This window comes from Brevundimonas sp. Marseille-Q4549, assembly GCF_976940555.1.
This window is the reverse complement of the sequence record NZ_CDRHXG010000001.1, coordinates 644,592-660,796: the sequence shown is the minus strand read 5'-3', so window position 1 is coordinate 660,796 and position 16,205 is coordinate 644,592. Positions and strand designations below refer to the sequence as shown.

The 16,205-nt window shown below is 68.3% G+C and carries 17 protein-coding genes; 9 read left to right on the top strand and 8 right to left on the bottom strand.

Annotation, left to right across the window (positions count from 1 at the left end; all coding sequences use genetic code 11):
* The first annotated feature begins 41 nt into the window (after window positions 1-41).
* From mnmG to ACWPV3_RS03310, 5 genes are read left to right on the top strand one after another with little or no spacing between them, the layout of a single operon-like run.
* The gene (mnmG, locus tag ACWPV3_RS03330) at window positions 42-1,922 is read left to right on the top strand and encodes a tRNA uridine-5-carboxymethylaminomethyl(34) synthesis enzyme MnmG (protein ID WP_453976830.1); all 1,881 of its coding nucleotides are present in this window, start codon (window positions 42-44) and stop codon (window positions 1,920-1,922) included.
* Window positions 1,922-2,554 carry a 16S rRNA (guanine(527)-N(7))-methyltransferase RsmG gene (gene rsmG, locus ACWPV3_RS03325; RefSeq protein ID WP_453976829.1) on the top strand — a complete coding sequence of 211 codons (633 nt, stop codon included), beginning with the start codon at window positions 1,922-1,924 and terminating at the stop codon, window positions 2,552-2,554. Before mnmG ends, rsmG begins: the two co-directional genes overlap by 1 nt.
* Window positions 2,535-3,353, top strand: coding sequence for a ParA family protein (locus tag ACWPV3_RS03320; protein ID WP_292086441.1), 819 nt, complete (start codon window positions 2,535-2,537; stop codon window positions 3,351-3,353). Before rsmG ends, ACWPV3_RS03320 begins: the two co-directional genes overlap by 20 nt.
* 39 nt (window positions 3,354-3,392) lie before the next feature.
* Window positions 3,393-4,283, top strand: a complete 891-nt coding sequence (locus ACWPV3_RS03315; protein ID WP_312735298.1) for a ParB/RepB/Spo0J family partition protein — start codon at window positions 3,393-3,395, stop codon at window positions 4,281-4,283.
* A gap of 27 nt (window positions 4,284-4,310) precedes the next feature.
* On the top strand, window positions 4,311-4,493 hold the full coding sequence (locus ACWPV3_RS03310; protein WP_292086437.1) for a hypothetical protein: 183 nt from the start codon (window positions 4,311-4,313) through the stop codon (window positions 4,491-4,493).
* 7 nt (window positions 4,494-4,500) lie between these two features.
* Here ACWPV3_RS03310 and holA read toward each other — a convergent pair whose 3' ends face one another.
* From holA to ACWPV3_RS03290, 4 genes are all read right to left on the bottom strand, one after another.
* Window positions 4,501-5,553 (bottom strand): DNA polymerase III subunit delta, encoded by a 1,053-nt coding sequence (gene holA, locus ACWPV3_RS03305; RefSeq protein ID WP_453976828.1) that lies wholly within the window; start codon window positions 5,551-5,553, stop codon window positions 4,501-4,503.
* A 10-nt stretch (window positions 5,554-5,563) separates the two neighbouring features.
* Entirely contained in the window at window positions 5,564-6,055 is a 492-nt protein-coding gene (gene lptE / locus ACWPV3_RS03300; RefSeq protein ID WP_292180129.1) for an LPS assembly lipoprotein LptE, read from the bottom strand.
* Window positions 6,055-8,643: a leucine--tRNA ligase gene (gene leuS / locus ACWPV3_RS03295; protein WP_453976827.1), complete on the bottom strand. Its 2,589-nt coding sequence runs from the start codon at window positions 8,641-8,643 to the stop codon at window positions 6,055-6,057. Before leuS ends, lptE begins: the two co-directional genes overlap by 1 nt.
* Before the next feature lie 177 nt (window positions 8,644-8,820).
* On the bottom strand, window positions 8,821-9,279 hold the full coding sequence (locus ACWPV3_RS03290) for a DUF3576 domain-containing protein (RefSeq protein WP_292086432.1): 459 nt from the start codon (window positions 9,277-9,279) through the stop codon (window positions 8,821-8,823).
* A gap of 358 nt (window positions 9,280-9,637) precedes the next feature.
* Between ACWPV3_RS03290 and ACWPV3_RS03285 the strand changes: the two genes are divergently transcribed.
* Entirely contained in the window at window positions 9,638-10,021 is a 384-nt protein-coding gene (locus ACWPV3_RS03285) for an NtrZ family periplasmic regulatory protein (RefSeq protein ID WP_292086431.1), read from the top strand.
* Here ACWPV3_RS03285 and ACWPV3_RS03280 read toward each other — a convergent pair.
* The gene (locus ACWPV3_RS03280) at window positions 10,011-10,676 is read right to left on the bottom strand and encodes a thiamine phosphate synthase (protein ID WP_453976826.1); all 666 of its coding nucleotides are present in this window, start codon (window positions 10,674-10,676) and stop codon (window positions 10,011-10,013) included. The two genes, ACWPV3_RS03285 and ACWPV3_RS03280, sit on opposite strands and share 11 nt — an antisense overlap.
* Here ACWPV3_RS03280 and ACWPV3_RS03275 point away from each other — a divergent pair.
* A complete protein-coding gene (locus ACWPV3_RS03275) occupies window positions 10,675-11,376 on the top strand; it encodes a YggS family pyridoxal phosphate-dependent enzyme (protein WP_453976825.1) in 702 nt (233 codons plus the stop codon). The two genes, ACWPV3_RS03280 and ACWPV3_RS03275, sit on opposite strands and share 2 nt — an antisense overlap.
* Window positions 11,377-11,457: 81 nt before the next feature.
* On the top strand, window positions 11,458-12,144 hold the full coding sequence (locus ACWPV3_RS03270) for a response regulator transcription factor (protein ID WP_292086428.1): 687 nt from the start codon (window positions 11,458-11,460) through the stop codon (window positions 12,142-12,144).
* A 4-nt stretch (window positions 12,145-12,148) separates the two neighbouring features.
* On the opposite strand, the gene ACWPV3_RS03265 is transcribed toward ACWPV3_RS03270, so the two are convergent.
* Window positions 12,149-12,970: a hypothetical protein gene (locus tag ACWPV3_RS03265; RefSeq protein ID WP_312735283.1), complete on the bottom strand. Its 822-nt coding sequence runs from the start codon at window positions 12,968-12,970 to the stop codon at window positions 12,149-12,151.
* 88 nt (window positions 12,971-13,058) lie between these two features.
* On the opposite strand from ACWPV3_RS03265, the gene ACWPV3_RS03260 reads away from it, so the two are divergent.
* A complete protein-coding gene (locus ACWPV3_RS03260; protein WP_453976824.1) occupies window positions 13,059-14,468 on the top strand; it encodes an SLC13 family permease in 1,410 nt (469 codons plus the stop codon).
* A 4-nt stretch (window positions 14,469-14,472) separates the two neighbouring features.
* On the opposite strand, the gene ACWPV3_RS03255 is transcribed toward ACWPV3_RS03260, so the two are convergent.
* Complete coding sequence (locus ACWPV3_RS03255; protein ID WP_453976823.1) at window positions 14,473-15,270, bottom strand: exodeoxyribonuclease III; 798 nt, start codon at window positions 15,268-15,270, stop codon at window positions 14,473-14,475.
* A 223-nt stretch (window positions 15,271-15,493) separates the two neighbouring features.
* A complete protein-coding gene (locus ACWPV3_RS03250) occupies window positions 15,494-16,186 on the bottom strand; it encodes a LolA family protein (RefSeq protein WP_312735278.1) in 693 nt (230 codons plus the stop codon).
* Window positions 16,187-16,205: the final 19 nt, after the last annotated feature.

The window sequence follows — 16,205 nt, the reverse complement described above, 5'->3', positions numbered from 1 at the left end:
CCAAGCTGGCGAAACGACCCGATCTGGACTAAGGGGCGGAGATGTCTTCCTTCAAAGATCTTTCGTTCGACGTCGTGGTCATCGGCGGCGGCCATGCCGGTTGCGAGGCCGCCGCCGCCTCGGCGCGCGCCGGCGCTCGCACGGTCCTGCTGACCCAGAAGCTGGAAACCATCGGCGAGATGAGCTGCAACCCGGCCATCGGCGGGCTGGGGAAGGGACATCTGGTGCGCGAGATCGACGCCCTGGACGGAGTCATGGGGCGGTTAGCCGACGTATCCGGCATTCAATTCCGCCTGCTGAACCGCTCCAAGGGCGCGGCCGTCCGCGGCCCGCGCAGCCAGATCGACCGCCGCCTGTACCGTGAGGCCATGCAGGCCGAACTGGCGCGGACACCGAACCTGACCCTGATGGCTGGCACGGCCGAGGGTCTGGTGCTGACCGGCGACCGGGTGGTCGGGGTCACGACCGGGGCGGGGGAGACGATCCGCGCCGGGGCGGTCGTCCTGACGACCGGCACCTTTCTAAACGGCGTCATCCATCGGGGGGACGAGCGCATTCCGGCCGGCCGCCACGGCGAGGCGCCGTCCACCGGCCTGGCGGCCGATCTGCACGCGGCCGAACTGGCCATGGGAAGACTGAAGACCGGCACGCCCGCGCGCCTGGATGGCCGAACCATCGCCTGGGATCGGCTGGAGATGCAGCAGGCGGACCAGACGCCGTCCGCCTTCTCCTTCCTGACCGACCAGATCACCGTCCCCCAGATCGCCTGCGGCGTGACCCATACGACCGAGGAGACCCACCGGATCATCGCCGAGAACCTGGGCGAGAGCGCCGTCTATGGCGGCCGGTTGTCGGGTCGGGGTCCGCGCTACTGCCCCTCGATCGAGGACAAGGTGGTGCGGTTCGCCGACAAGACCAGCCACCAGATCTTCCTGGAGCCGGAGGGGTTGGACGATCCGACCGTCTATCCGAATGGCATCTCGACCTCGGTGGGGGAGGCGACGCAGCTGGCCTTTCTGCGGACCATCCCCGGCCTGGAGGCCGTGGAGGTGTTCCGCTACGGCTACGCCATCGAATACGACTATGTCGATCCGCGCGAGCTGAGCCCGGCGCTGGAGGTCAAGAAACGGCCCGGCCTCTATCTGGCCGGTCAGATCAACGGCACCACTGGCTATGAGGAGGCGGCGGCCCAGGGCCTGATGGCCGGACTGAATGCGGCGCGCGCGGCGGCGGGCCAGGATGCGGTCGTCCTGGGTCGGGACCAGGCCTATATCGGCGTGATGATCGACGATCTGGTGACGCGCGGCGTGACCGAGCCCTACCGCATGTTCACCAGTCGCGCCGAATATCGACTGACGCTGAGGGCCGACAACGCCGATCAGCGCCTGACGCCGCTGGGGATCGAACTCGGGATCGTGGGGCCGGAGCGGCAGGCGCGGTTCGAGACCAAGGCTGAGCGGCTGGCGGAGGCCAACCGTGTTTCACGTGAAACCCTGTTCACGCCCAACGAAGCCAACGCCCTGGGAATCGCGGTCAACGCCGACGGACGCCGCCGCTCGATGCGCGAGCTTCTGGCCTTCCCAGGCGTAGCTCTGGATCGGTTCCTGAGCGCCCATCCGGCCATCGCCGACTGGGCCGCCGACATCCGAGAGCAGATCGAGATCCACGCCGGCTACGCCAACTATCTGGATCGTCAGGCCGTGGAGGCCGAGGCGTTGCGGACGGAGGAGGGGCTTCTGCTGCCGGTCGACCTCGACTACGCCGTGATCGGGGGCCTGTCGAACGAGGTCCGGGAGAAGCTCATCCGCGTCCAGCCTCGCACCCTGGGCCAGGCCGGCCGGATCGAGGGCATGACGCCGGGCGCCCTGACCGCGCTTCTGGCCCATGTGAAACGGACCCCGCGCGCTGTGGCGGCCGCCTGATGCTGGAGACCGAGAAGGCCGCCTTCCAGGTGAAGACGGGCGCCGACGACCAGCAGTTGGCCGATCTGCAGGCATTCCGGGAGCGGCTGACGGAAGCGAATGCGGTGATGAACCTGGTCGGGCCCGACAGCCTGCCCGACTTCTGGAACCGTCACGCCTGGGACAGCGCCCAGCTGCTGAACTTTGCGCCAGGCGCGCTGACCTGGGCTGACCTGGGAGCGGGGGCGGGGTTTCCGGGCGTGGTACTGACCATCCTGCTGAAGGGGCGGCCGGGCGCGCACGTCTGGCTGATCGACAGCTTGGGCAAACGGTGCCGTTTCCTGCAGGAGATCGTCGATGCGCTCGATCTTCCGGCCACCGTTCTGAACGGCCGCGCCGAGGCGCAGAGCGTGACATGCGACATCGTCACCGCGCGGGCTGTGGCGCCGATGGAGCGGCTGCTGGGTTATGCACAGCCCTATTTTGAAAGGGGTGCACAAGGTCTGTTTCTGAAGGGGGAGAAGGCCGAATCCGAGTTGATCGAAGCCCGGAAATCCTGGCATTTCGATGCTGAACTGGCCCCGTCGCAAAGCGACCCGCGCGGCCGCATCGTATCCATCCGGAGCCTTCGCCGTGTCCGCACAACGCGCTAAAAAGCCCGCTCGCGTGCTTGCCGTGTCCAATCAGAAGGGCGGAGTGGGCAAGACCACGACCGCCATCAACCTGGGCACCGCCCTGGCCGCCATCGGCGAGAAGGTTCTGATCGTGGACATGGACCCCCAAGGCAATGCATCCACGGGCCTGGGTGTTCCACGTGAAACACGACGCGTCACCATCTATGACGTGGTGGTGGATCAACGCTCCATCGACGATGCGGCGGTGCAGACCACGGTGCCGGGCCTCTGGATCGTGCCGGCCGACGCCGACATGTCGGGGGTGGAGATCGAGCTGAGTCAGGCGGATCGACGGTCCTATCGCCTGCGTGACGCCCTGCGGGCCCATGACGACGGCCCTACCGCGTATGACTATGTGCTGATCGACTGTCCGCCGTCGCTGAACCTCCTGACGCTGAACGCCATGGCGGCGGCCGATGCGGTGCTGGTGCCGCTGCAGTGCGAGTTCTTCGCCCTGGAAGGCCTGAGCCAGCTGATGCGGACCATCGATATGGTCAAGCACAGCCTGAACCCGGCGCTGGAGATTCAAGGTCTGATCCTGACCATGTACGACCGCCGCAGCGCCCTGTCGGGTCAGGTGGCGAACGATGTCCGCGCCCATTTCGGCGACAAGGTCTATGACAGCGTCATTCCCCGTAACGTGAGGGTGGCCGAGGCGCCGTCCTTCGGCAAGCCCGCCCTGATCTACGACCTGAAATGCGCGGGCAGTCAGGCCTATCTGCGCCTGGCCAAGGAAGTGGTGAAGCGCGAGCGCGAGCGGATGAAGCTGGCCGCCTGACCCTGGCACCTGAACAACGAATGAAACGGAAACAGTATCTTGGCTGAACGACACAGAGGTTTGGGCCGCGGCCTGTCGGCTTTGATGGGCGAGAACGCCGAGGCGCCGGTCGCATCGGACGCGCCCGCTCCGGCGGGTGTGCGCCGTGTGCCGATCGAAAGCCTGAAGCCCAATCCCGACCAGCCGCGCAAGACCTTCCGCCAGGAGGACCTGGAGGAGCTGACGGCCTCGATCCGCGACAAGGGGGTGCTGCAGCCGATCCTGGTGCGGACCCAGCCGGGCGAGGACGGGGTCTGGCAGATCATCGCCGGTGAACGGCGCTGGCGCGCCTCCCAGGCGGCGCGCCTGACCGAGGTGCCCATCGTGGTCCACGAGATGGACGACGTGGAGGTGTTCGAGGTCGCCATCGTCGAAAACGTCCAACGCGCCGACCTGAATCCGCTGGAAGAGGCCGAAGCCTATCGCGTGCTGATGGAGCGGTTCGGTCGGACCCAAGATGCGGTGGCGGGCGTGGTCGGCAAGAGCCGCAGCCATGTGGCCAACACCCTGCGCCTGCTGCAACTGCCTGAACGGGTGCTGTTCTATGTGCGCGAGGGCAAGCTGACGGCGGGCCATGCGCGCGCCCTGATCAACACGCCCGACCCGGCCCAGCTGGCCGACATCGCCTTCGTCGACGGGCTGAGCGTGCGCGAGACCGAGGCCTTGGCGCGGCGCGCCGTCGATGGGCCCAAGCCCGCCAAGGCGCGGGCAGGCGGACCCAAGGGCGGGGCGGAGGGTTCCGCCGACGTCGTCGCGCTGCAGCAGGATCTGGCCGACGCCCTGGGCCTGAACGTCCAGCTGACCGACAGGAACGGCAAGGGCGAGCTGACCATCCGCTATGGCACTTTGGAACAGCTGGACGACCTGTGCCGGCGTTTGATGCGGGGTTGAGGCGCGGAACGTGCTAAGGGTCTAGGCATGACCGAACCGAACACCCCGACCGCCGCCGACAAGCTGAAGGCCGCCCTGGCGGCCAAGAAGGCCAAGACAGGCCACGGCTTCAACGGCCAACCGGGCGCCAAGGCCGAGGAGAAGGCGGTCGCGGCGCGCAACGTGGCCTTGGCCAAGCCGGCCTTCCGCCGGGCGTCCAAGCGCGGCTGACGAGCGTCTAGAGCCCCAGCCGACGGGCGCGGCCCGCGATCTCCAGCAGCAGGCGTTCGGCGATCAGCTGATCGGGCAGACCGGTCGTCTTGGTGGCGACATCGGCGGTGTTGATGCTGTCCATCACCTCGTCCAGGGCCTCCAGCCGCCAGGCGCGGGCCTGACGCAGCATTTCCGCCTCCTGTTTCCAGAAGACGCCGGCGGCCTTGGCCGCCTCCTTGGCGTGGGCGCCGTTGGCCTGCAAGATATTGATACGACGTAGCTTTCCAAGGTGAAGCGCGGCCGAACGCACGGCCAGGACCGAGGACTCGCCCTCGGCGAAGGCGCGTCTGAGACCGGACTGGGCCGGACCAGGCCGGGCGCCGAAGGCCTGGAGCGCTGCGTCGGACAGGGAGGCGTCGGGCTCGACCCCCAGATGCAGCTCCAGCTCGTCCACGTCCAGGGTGCGGCCCGAGCCGGGGCCGATGAACAGGACCAGCCGCTCGATCTCCTGACGCATCAGGCCGCGTTCGCGCGGCAGGCGCGCGACGAACCGATCCAGGGCGTCGGCGGTCAGACCGACCTTGTCGGCGGCCAGGGCTTCGCGTGTCATGCGGGCCACGTCGCCCGTCTCGTCCTCGTAGCAGACGATGCCGACCGCGCCGTTTTCCTTTTCAGCCGTCTTGCGAAGGGCGGATTCGCGGCCCAGCTGGTCGGCCTCGACCACCAGCATGGCGTCGGGATTGTAGCCGCCGGCGGCGTGGATCTTGACGGCGGCGGCCACGGCCTTGTCCACGCCAGGTTTCGCGGCCGACAGGCGCACCCGCACCAGACGCCGCCCGCCCATCAGGGACAGGGCGGTCAGGGCCTCTTCCAGCCGGGTCTCGTCGCTGTCGATGTCGCTGTCGGTCAGGACGGTGACATTGAACGGGTCGTTCAGGTCCGGCGTGACGGTGCGGCACAGGATCTCGGCCCGTTCGGCGACCCCGGACCGGTCCTTGCCGTGGATGACCGCCGCACGGACGGCCGGGTCGGGCGCCTTCAGGAAGCGATCGATCTCGGGACGTTTGGCCAGGATCATCGCGGTCGGCTCACCGCGCCGCCAAGGCCTGCATCACGTCCAGACGGATCAGACGCGCCAGTTCGGCGGCCGCGCGTTCCTCGCCGTCCTGCTGGGCGGCGATGGCGGCGTAGGGCTGGTCGGCGGCGGCGTAGGTGGTGGTGACGGTCTCGCTGCCGCTGACAGGGGTTCCGCCCGTCGCGGGCGTCAGGGTCCAGTCCGCCTTGACCGTCAGTTCGTAGCGGGTGGCGGTGTCGTCGATACGGCGGCCCAGGGGTCGGCGGCTCTGACGCACCTGGGTCTCCAGCCGATAGAGCGGCGTCGCCGACCGGTCCCAGGCCAGGGCGTCTTCCAGCTGTTCTCGCAGGCGATAGCCCAGCCGGTCGTCCTGGCCGACCACGGCGATCCGGCGCAGCGGCGACCCGACCGCCGGATCGGCGTACAGGGGCGTGAAGCCGCAGGCCGAAAGCCCGGCGGCCGCGCCCACGACCGCCAGGGCCGACAGGATCGCCGCGCCCCGCATCAGCCGGCCACCAGATTGACGATGCGGTCCTTGACCACGACGATCTTCTTCACGCTCAGACCCTCCAGCCGCGCCTTGACGGTGTCGTCGGCCAGGACCAGCGCCTCGACCTCGGCCGGTTCGGAACCGCGCGCCACGCGGATTTCCGCCCGGCGCTTGCCGTTGATCTGGATGGGCAGGACCACGTCGTCGTCGGCCGCCAGCGCAGCGTCCCACACGGGCCACGGCGCGTCCAGAACCATCCCCTCTTCGCCCAGCCGCGTCCAGCCTTCCTCGGCCAGGTGCGGGGTGAAGGGGGCGATCAGACGGGCCAGGGCCGACAGGGCCTGCCGCCTGGCCTCGCCGCCCGCCTGGGCCGCGTCGCGGATGACGGCGACGAAGGCGTAGAGTTTGGCGATGGCCGAGTTGAAACGGAAACCTTCCACCCCTTCGGACACGGCCTTGATCGCCTTGTGCGTCTCGCGGATCAGTGCGGCGTCGGCCTTGGCGTCGCCGGGGGCGGCGGGGTCGAAGCCGTCGAACAGGGCCCAGACCCGCTGGACGAAGCGGCTGGCGCCCTCGATCCCGCCGGGGGTCCACTGGATGTCGCGCTCGGGCGGGCTGTCGGACAGCACGAACAGCCGGCCGGCGTCCACGCCGTGGGTGGTCAGGATTTCCGCCGGCGCCACGACGTTCTTCTTGGACTTGGACATCTTTTCGATGTCGCCGATGATCAGGGTCTCGCCGGTGGACAGCTGGCGGGCCGAACGCACGCCGTCGACGTTGGTCAGTTCGACGTCGGTGGGTTCGACCCAGGCGCCGTCGGGGCGGCGATAGGTCTCATGGACCACCATCCCTTGCGTGAACAGGCCGGCGAAGGGTTCCTTGACGCTCATCAGGCCGGCGTCGGTCAGGGCGCGGGTGATGAAACGGGCGTACAGCAGGTGCAGCACCGCATGTTCGACCCCGCCGATATACTGATCCACCGGCAGCCAGTGGTCAGCGGCGGCCTTGTCGATCGGCGCCTCGGCCTTGGGGTCGGTGAAGCGGGCGAAATACCAGCTGGAGTCCACGAAGGTGTCTAGGGTGTCGGTCTCGCGCGTCGCGTCTTCGCCGCAGGTCGGACATTTGACGTGTTTCCACGTCGGATGGCGGTCCAGCGGATTGCCGGGCGTGTCGAAGGTCACGTCGTCGGGCAGGACGACCGGCAACTGGTCCGCCGGAACCTCCACCGGACCGCAGGTCGGGCAGTGGATGATGGGGATGGGGCAGCCCCAGTAACGCTGGCGCGAAACGCCCCAGTCGCGCAGGCGATAGATGGTCTCGGCGCGGCCCTGGCCGGACTTCTCGAGCTGGGCGATCGCTGCGGCCCTGGCTTCGCCCGTGTCCAATCCGTCGAGAAAACCGGAATTCTCGATGCGGCCTGGGCCGGTGTAGGCTTCACCCTCGATGTGCAGGATGCTGGCCGTTTCTCCGATGTAGGGAATGACCACCGGGGTGACGGGCAGGTCGTATTTGCGGGCGAAATCCAGGTCGCGCTGATCATGCGCCGGGCAGCCGAAGATGGCGCCGGAGCCATAGGTCGACAGGACGAAATTGGCGGCCCAGACCGGCACGGTGCGCGCCGGGTCGAACGGGTGCTGCACCCGGACGCCCAGATCGACGCCCAGCTTTTCGGCCTTCTCGATCTCGGCTTCGCTGGTGCCCGTCTGGGCGCAGGCCTTGACGAACTCGGCCACGTCCGGGCGATGTTCGGCGATGGCCTTCGTCAGGGGGTGGTCGGGCGCCAGGGCCAGGAAGCTGGCCCCGAACAGGGTGTCGGGACGGGTGGTGTAGACCTCGATCGGATCGCGGGCGTGGTTGGTCTCGCCGGCCGGGCTGTCGGGCAGGAAGGCCGGCGCCTCGACCACCTTCCACCACAGGGTGGCGCCCTGGCTCTTGCCGATCCAGTTCTCCTGCATCAGCCGGACCTTCTCGGGCCAGCGGTCCAGGGTCTTCAGGCCGTCGATCAGATCGTCGGCGTAGTCGGTGATGCGCAGGAACCACTGGTTCAGCTTGCGCTTCTCGACGGGTGCGCCCGAACGCCAACCACGCCCGTCGATGACCTGTTCATTGGCCAGGACGGTGTTGTCGACCGGATCCCAGTTGACGATCCCGTCCTTCCTGTAGACCAGGCCGCGCCGATACAGCTCCAGGAACCAGGCCTGTTGCTTGCCGTAATAGTCCGGGTCGCAGGTGGCGAATTCGCGCGACCAGTCCAGCGACAGGCCCAGCAGTTTCAACTGTTCGCGCATGTTGGCGATATTGTCGTAGGTCCAGCCCTTGGGGTGGATGCCGCGCTCCATGGCCGCGTTCTCGGCCGGCATGCCGAAAGCGTCCCAGCCCATGGGGTGCAGGACGTCGAAGCCCTGCGCGCGCTTGGACCGCGCCACCACGTCGCCCATCACATAGTTGCGGGCGTGGCCCATGTGGATGTTGCCCGACGGATAGGGGAACATCTCCAGCACATAGTATTTCGGCCGGCCGGTGTCCTTCGTGACGAAGGCGGAAGCCTCGGCCCAGCGGGCCTGCTGGCGGGGTTCGGCGGTCTTGGGGTCGTAACGGGCCACGGTCGTCCTGAAAGTCAAAAGGGCGCTGACGCCCTCCCGGCTCCACTAGCCCGAAGGACGACAGCGCCCAAGAAGTAATGCGTTTCGGCGTTCCCACCAGGTCCGACGAAACTAAACCAGTCGGCGCTCAAGTAGCCTGAAGGGCGATAGCGCCTACGAAGAATCTAACGCCGGCGATCAGCCCGCGTTGGACAGGTTCAGCTGGCGCGCCTTGGTCAGGATGGCGTTTTCCAGGTCCGTCTCGGTCTGGGCGGCGACCGGGGCGGCGGTCCACTGGCCGTCGGCGCCCTTGACCTCCTTGGTCACGGTGACGTTCAGGGCGTCGGCGCGCAGGCGCGTGTCCAGGATGAAGACGGTCGCCTTGAAGCGCTCGTTCGGGGCCTGGGGATTGATGTACCAGTCATAGTTGATGACGCCGCCCCACGGGTCGGCCGTCAGCAGGGGCATGAAGCTGAGGGTGTCCAGCGAGGCGCGCCACAGATAGCCGTTGACGCCGATGCCTTGTTGCACGTTCGTCTTGGGGGCCGTCTTCTTGCCGCCGACGAAGGGGAGGCTGGAACAGCCCGCCGCGCTCAGGGCGACGCCCGAGACCAGGGCGACCGCGACGCCGCGAACCAGGGCCTTGTTGAGGCTCATCAAGGAAGTCTCCGTAAACTCAGGGACGTGAGGGCCCTCGCCCACACGCGCGGACGGCTTCGCGCTTCGTCAAAGGCCGTTGCTGCGCTCTATAACACGGCGAAAAGGGGCGATGACAAGGCGAAGTCGGCGCCATCGCCCGATGTCGGACGACCGGCGGTCGTACGGACGCCCGTTTTCGAACATTTCCCGTGACGCTCGCGCCACATCGCACTGCAACAATTCGCCTGGATGCGACTCTATGGTCCCGGTCACGTTGACCGCGTCGGCGCCCGGTGTCTAATCGCGCCTCCATACCCATATGACAGGGATGGTGTTTCGAAGTCCGCCCGCAGAGGCGGAGTTCAAGGGATATGGAATGCGTTTCGGCGGTGTCTTGGCGATGGTGATGGCGACGGGGGTTTTGACCGCCGGCGCGCCCGCGTTGGCGCAAAGCCGGGCGCCGACCGTCTCCCTGTCCGAAGCCCAGGCGGCCCAGCGCAGCGCGCCCGCGCCGCAGCGCCGGGGCCTGCGCCTGGACCAGCACGGCCGCTGGGGCCTGGACTTCAATCTGAACCAGCCCGTCGGCCGCGAGACCGAATGGGGCGACGTGGAGGCCGGGGCCTATTATCGGCTGAACGACCGTCTGCGCGTCGGCGCCGCCGCGGCGGTCGCCGCGCCCGAGGCGGACCCGGCCCGAGCCCCGGAAACCAACGGCCGCGCCCAGCCGCGCGTGCGTCTGGAAACCATCTTCAAGTTCTGACGACGGCTTCGGCGAAGGCCGATCGAATCGCCCCCACCCCGGCCAGGCCGCAGGCGCCGGAGCCCGTCAACCTGTCCGCTGTCTTCGCGTCGACGCCGCCCAGGGCGTAGACAGGCAGGGCGGCGCACCGGGCCAGCGCCGTGAAACCCTGTATCCCCAACGCAGGCTTGTCGGCCGAGGCGCCGCCCGCCGGAAACACAGGCGACAACACCAGGGCGTCCAGCCCCTGGACCGGCGGCGTCTCCGCCCCATGCCAGGCCGCCGTCAGCAGGGCGTCCGGCCAGGCCGTGCGGATCGCAGGCGCGCGCGTCGCGGCCCGTTCGGGCAGATGCAGGCCGTCAGCCTGGACCGACCGGGCCAAGTCGGAATCCAGCCCGATCAGCAGTTTCACCCCGGCAGACCGGGTCGTGTCGCGCAGGCGTCGGCCCGTTTCCACCGCATCGGGGGCGCCGAAGGCGCGAAACACGACCGCCGCTCCGGCCGGCAGGCGCTTCGCCGTCTCCCAGGGCCGTGGGGTGCGCACCGGGTCGGTGAAGAACAGCAGGGGCGGCAAGGCGGCCGGGCGTGGGCTGACAGCGGCGGCGGCGCGGTTTAGAGCGGTCGCCACGTCCCAGAGCGCGCGCGCCTCAGCGCTGTAACCGGCCGACAGGTTCATGACCCCTTCTTCTCCCGCTTCCGTCCCGCCGTCCATCGCCGAACGGGTGGCCGAGGTGCGGGCCCGAATCGCCGCCGCCTGCCGCGCCGCGGGGCGCGATCCGGCCTCGGTGGTGCTGACGGCGGTGTCCAAGACGCAAACGCCCGAGGCCATCGACGCCATCCTGGCGACGGGTCAGCGGGTGTTCGGCGAAAACCGGGTGCAGGAGGCGCAAGGCCGGTGGATTCCGCGCCGGCCAGAATTGCTGGAAGAGTTGGAGCTGCGGCTGATCGGTCCGTTGCAGACCAACAAGGCGGTCGAGGCGGTCGATCTGTTCGATGTGATCGAGACCCTGGACCGCGAACGGCTGGCCCGCGCCCTGGCCGAGGCCGCGATGAAACGCGGCCGTTCGCCGCGCCTGCTGGTCCAGGTCAACACCGGCGCGGAGCGGCAGAAGGCCGGCGTCCTGCCTGATCAGGCCGACGCCCTGATTCGCGCCGCACGCGACGCCTACGACCTGACGGTCGAAGGGCTGATGTGCATTCCGCCGGCGGACCAGGATCCGACGCCCCATTTCGTCCTGTTGCGCGATCTGGCCGAACGCCACGGCCTGTCGGTCCTTTCGATGGGGATGAGCGGCGATTACGAGACCGCGATCCGCTGCGGCGCGACCCATGTGCGGGTCGGAACGGCGCTGTTCGGGGAACGAAATCGGCCCTAAACCGCCTCTAGGCCGTAACCCGACGTGATTATTCGCCCTCAAGCCTTGGCGCGGGGGCCAAGCCTCGCCATTGTCTGAACCATGCCCACGCCCAAGACCATCCTGATCATCGACGACGACGACGACCTGCGCGAGGCCCTGGCCGAGCAGTTGAACCTGCACGAGGAGTTCCGCACCCTGCAGGCCTCGACCGCGACCGACGGGGTTCGGATGGGCCGAGAAGTGCGCGCCGACCTGATCCTGCTGGATGTCGATCTGCCGGACATGGACGGCCGCGAGGCCTGTCGTCTGTTGCGCAAGGATGGGGTGTCCACGCCGGTCATCATGCTGACGGCCCAGTCAGCCGACGCCGACGCCATCCTGGGGCTGGACGCCGGGGCCAACGACTATGTCACCAAGCCCTTCCGCTTCCAGGTGCTGTTGGCGCGCATCCGGGCCCATCTTCGCAGCCACGAACAGTCGGAAGACGCCGTCTTCACCATCGGCCCGTACGAGTTCCGGCCCGCCGCCAAGGTCCTGACCGACGCCAAGGGCAAGAAGGTCCGGCTGACGGAAAAGGAAACCAACATCCTGAAATACCTCTATCGCGCCGGGGCCAAGCCGGTGTCGCGCGAGGAGCTGCTGACGGAGGTGTGGGGCTATAACGCCGGGGTCACGACCCACACCCTGGAAACCCACATCTATCGCCTGCGCCAGAAGATCGAGCCCGAGCCCGGCCAGGCGCGCCTGCTGCTGACCGACGCGGGCGGATACCGGCTTCAGCCGTAAGGCGTCAGTTCGGCCGCCATTCGCTGAGCATCTGACCGGCGGCGTCCTCGAAAGCGACGCGATCCAGTTGAACCGCGCCGATGCAGGTCGGGCGTTGTTCAGGGCCGTCGGCGCGGCATTTGATGGCCCGGCCGTCGGCGAAAGCGATCATCCGCCCCTCCAGCACCAGACGATAGCCGCCGACCAGCGGGGTCGCCGGCTGGTCTCCGGCGGCGCGCACCACGAATTCATAGGCCCGGCCGTTGCGGCGGCCCAGGCGTGATCCGCCCTCTTCGAAGACGGCGGCCAGCCCGACCGTCTGCGGCGAGACGGTTTCGCCATTATCGGCGGCGTTCGGATCGGGCAGGGCGCCGGGACAGCCATCCTGCCGCAGCCAGGGGCGGGGCAGCCAGAACCCTTCCGCCGCCTCCCAGCCGTCGGCCCGGCCCGCCAGCAGCGGCGAATCGCTCCAGTCCGCCGGCGCGAGGTTCAGCTTCACGGTCTGACGCCGTTCGCCCCAGGCCCAGGCGGCGACGCCGTCGCGCGGGGTCCCTGTCGTCTCGGCGCAGCCGAAGGCCTGGCGCACCACGAAACGCCGCCCGGCCAGGGTCGCGCCGCCCGGGTCCTTTCCGGCCGCATAGGCCGAGGCCGCGACATCCATCGCCTGCAACAGGGCGGCGCGGTCCAGAACGGGGGCGGGGCCTACGGCGACGGCGGGCGTGGAAGGCTCGGTCGGGGCGGGTTGGGCCGCAGGCGTCGCCTCCTGACGCTGACAGCCGACAAGCAGCAGGGTGGACGCCGCGAGCGCGACGACCGACGGACGAGACATCACGATCGGTTCGAGCATGGAACCAGTCTATCACACGATCCGCTGTGATGGGGCGATCCGACGAAAAAGGTTGACGAAAGCGACGGGGGACGGTCTGCACGGGCTCATGACATTCGACCAGATCGCCGCCCTGGCGGTGCTTATCGGCGTCGTCGGCGTCCTGATTCACGGCAAGGTGCGCGCCGATGTGGTCGCCCTGACCGGGGCCGCCGTCCTGTTGCTGCTGGGCGTTGTGCGGCCGGTGGAGGTTCAGGGCGCCTTCGCCAGCCCGGCGGTGATCGCCCTGGCCGGCCTGTTCGTCATCGCCTACGCCATCGAGCTGTCGGGTCTGCTGGGATTGCTGATCCGCCAGGCGACCCAACTGGCCTCGCGGGTCGGGGCGGCGGGAATCTGGGTGGTGATCGGCCTGTGCGGTTCGGTCGGGGGCTTTCTGAACAATACGCCGGTGGTGGTGCTGGCGGCGCCGGTGATCCGCGACGTGGCACAGTCGCTGCGCCTGTCGCCCAAACGGTTCCTGATGCCGCTCAGCCATGTGACGGTGATGGGCGGTTTGCTGACCCTGATCGGCACGTCCACCAATCTGCTGGTCAACGACATGGCGCGAAACGCCGGCCAGCCGGTGTTCGGCATGTTCGAGATCACGCCGGTCGGTCTGTCCATCGCCGTGACCGGCGGGTTGTGGCTCTATTTTGTGGGCGCGCGGCAACTGGGCAAGGCGGTGGCCAAGGACGAGGCCGAGGCCGCGCGGCTCGCCGAACTGGAAGAGGCGCGTCGGCTGGCGGAACTGACCGCGACGTCGCGACGTCGGCGGTTGTTGCCGTTCAACCTGCCGCGTCTGGGCGAGGCGAGAAACCAGTCCGACGGATCGGGCGACGCGCATCTGGGGGATGTAGAGCTGTATGGCGCGGCGGATCGATCCTTCCGGCTGAAGCCCGCCCTGATCTCGCTGGGCGTCTTCGTCTTGGTGATCGTGGCGGCGGCCCTGAATTGGGCGCCGATCGCGGCGGCGGCCTTTGCGGGGGCGGTCGCCCTGATCCTGCTGCGGGTCATTACGCCGGAGGAGGCCTATGCCGGCCTGCGGCCCGAAATCCTGCTGTTGATCGCGGGCATGGTGGTGATCGGCACGGCCATCGAGGTGACGGGTCTGGCCTCGGCCGGGGCGGAACGGTTGATCGACGTGATCCGCCCGCTGGGGCCCTTGTCCGCCCTGATCGTGCTGTATGGGGTGACGCTGTTCGCGACCGAACTGTTGTCCAACGCCACGGTGGCGGTTCTGATCACCCCCATCGCGGTCGCTCTGGCTGAAAGTCTGGGCGTCGATCCCAGGCCCTTTCTGGTGGCCGTGATGATGGCCGCCTCGGCCGCCTTCGCCACGCCGTTCGGTTATCAGACCAATGTGCTGGTCTTCAACATGGCGGGCTACAGCTACATGGACTTCGTGCGGGTGGGGCTGCCGCTGAACCTGATTACCTGGGTCGCGGCCATGATCGCCATTCCGATCTTCTTCCCGTTCTGACGGATCAGACGTCCAGATCCACCGTCACAGGGGCGTGGTCGGACGGGCGGTCCCATTCGCGCACGTCGTCGTGGATGCGGGCCGTGTCCCTGACCACCGCTGGCGTCAGGCCGGGCGAGGTCCAGATGTGGTCCAGGCGCAGGCCGCGGTTGGACTTGCGGAAGTCGGCGGCGCGATAGCTCCACCAGCTGGCCAGCTTCTGCGGTTCGGGGAAACGGTCGCGCAGCACGTCGGCGAAACCGCCCGTGGCCTGAAGCCGGTTCAGGGTCTCGACCTCGATCGGCGTATGGCTGACGATCTTGGACATATAGCGGTGGTTCCACACATCGCCTTCGCCCGGCGCGATGTTGAAGTCGCCGGCCATCACCAGCGGCCGGGCCTTGTCCTGGCGGGCCACGATGGCCGTCAGCTGTTCGTAGAAGTCCAGTTTGTGATCGAACTTCGGATTCAGGATTCTGTCGGGCACGTCGCCGCCGGCGGGGATGTAGAAGTTCTGGACATCAATCCCGGCGACGCGGGCCGAGACACAGCGCGCGTGGCCCAGCTTGCAGACCTGGAAGGTGTCGCTGTCCTCAAGCGGCAGACGGCTGGCGATAGCCACGCCGTGCCAGCCCTTCTGACCCGCCACCCGCAGATGCGGCAGGCCCATCTCCTCGAAGGCGGCGCGCGGGAACTGGTCCGTAGTGCATTTGATCTCCTGCAGCATCAGGACGTCGGGCGCGCGTTCGGCGACGAACCGGGCGACCTGGTCGATGCGCAGGCGGACGGAGTTGATGTTCCAGGTGGCGAGGCGAAGGGTCATGGCCCGCCATAGCAGGCCCACGCGCGAAAAAAAGCCCGGCCGCAGGGGGCCGGGCTTGTAAAAGGCATCTCTCTCGCCGCCGGGAAGGGGGGATGACATCCTGGCGTTGGAACGACCGCCGCCGTTCCTGTGGTTCTAATGTCACGACCGAGCGAAAAGGTCAAACTGTCACAATTCGCGCTTGGACGTGCCTGAACAGCAACGCCCGAACGTCAAAATCCGATCAGTTGCGGCCGGGGCGACGCGTCGGGTCCGTGAGCTGGAACAGACGGGCCGACAGGTTCGACGCCGGTTGCAGCGAGGTCAGCTGGGTGCGGGTGCGCGCGCCCTGAGCGTCGGTGATGGTCCATTCCGTCAGGCGCAGCGGCGATCCGGCGAAGGTCAGGACCACCTGACCGTCGTTGGGGCGGCGGCTGTCGCGCGCGGTGATCGAGAAGGCGCCGCCGGCCATGCGGTTGACGCTGTCGATGCGCACGCCCTGATCCAGTCGCACGTTGCGCGCCAGGAAGACCGACAGGGGCGTGCGGCTCAGCGGCACCTGCTGGAAGCTATTCAGGCGAGGGTCGTAACGTTTGACGTTGTAGCCGTCCGACACGACCAGAAGGCCGGCCGGATTGGTGTATTCGAACCGCATCTTGCCCGGGCGCAGCAGGGAGAAACTGCCCTGGCGCGTGACATTGTTCGGACCCGTCTCGACAAAGGCGCCCTGCGCGGCGGTCAGGCCCTGAAGATAGGTCTGGGCCTGCTGGACCAGGGCGCGGTCGGCGGCCGACAGATTGGCCTGGGCGTGAGCCGGGCCGGCCAGGCCTCCGACCGAGGCGAGGCCGGCCAAAAGGCCTGCGCCCAGCAGCAGCCGGCGGCGCTGGATGTCGGTGTCGGCCCGGGCGACGGCCTGGGTAACGGCGCGGTGGGTCATGGTATTCAAATCTCCCGTT

Excerpts from the sequence above, each read along its gene's own strand:
- mnmG (WP_453976830.1), top strand. The coding sequence starts at position 42 with ATGTCTTCCTTCAAAGATCTTTCGTTCGACGTCGTGGTCATCGGCGGC.
- rsmG (WP_453976829.1), top strand. The coding sequence starts at position 1,922 with ATGCTGGAGACCGAGAAGGCCGCCTTCCAGGTGAAGACGGGCGCCGAC.
- ACWPV3_RS03310 (WP_292086437.1), top strand. The coding sequence starts at position 4,311 with ATGACCGAACCGAACACCCCGACCGCCGCCGACAAGCTGAAGGCCGCC.
- holA (WP_453976828.1), bottom strand. The coding sequence starts at position 5,553 with ATGATCCTGGCCAAACGTCCCGAGATCGATCGCTTCCTGAAGGCGCCC.
- lptE (WP_292180129.1), bottom strand. The coding sequence starts at position 6,055 with ATGCGGGGCGCGGCGATCCTGTCGGCCCTGGCGGTCGTGGGCGCGGCC.
- ACWPV3_RS03290 (WP_292086432.1), bottom strand. The coding sequence starts at position 9,279 with ATGAGCCTCAACAAGGCCCTGGTTCGCGGCGTCGCGGTCGCCCTGGTC.
- ACWPV3_RS03285 (WP_292086431.1), top strand. The coding sequence starts at position 9,638 with ATGCGTTTCGGCGGTGTCTTGGCGATGGTGATGGCGACGGGGGTTTTG.
- ACWPV3_RS03275 (WP_453976825.1), top strand. The coding sequence starts at position 10,675 with ATGACCCCTTCTTCTCCCGCTTCCGTCCCGCCGTCCATCGCCGAACGG.
- ACWPV3_RS03280 (WP_453976826.1), bottom strand. The coding sequence starts at position 10,676 with ATGAACCTGTCGGCCGGTTACAGCGCTGAGGCGCGCGCGCTCTGGGAC.
- ACWPV3_RS03270 (WP_292086428.1), top strand. The coding sequence starts at position 11,458 with ATGCCCACGCCCAAGACCATCCTGATCATCGACGACGACGACGACCTG.
- ACWPV3_RS03265 (WP_312735283.1), bottom strand. The coding sequence starts at position 12,970 with ATGCTCGAACCGATCGTGATGTCTCGTCCGTCGGTCGTCGCGCTCGCG.
- ACWPV3_RS03260 (WP_453976824.1), top strand. The coding sequence starts at position 13,059 with ATGACATTCGACCAGATCGCCGCCCTGGCGGTGCTTATCGGCGTCGTC.
- ACWPV3_RS03255 (WP_453976823.1), bottom strand. The coding sequence starts at position 15,270 with ATGACCCTTCGCCTCGCCACCTGGAACATCAACTCCGTCCGCCTGCGC.
- ACWPV3_RS03250 (WP_312735278.1), bottom strand. The coding sequence starts at position 16,186 with ATGACCCACCGCGCCGTTACCCAGGCCGTCGCCCGGGCCGACACCGAC.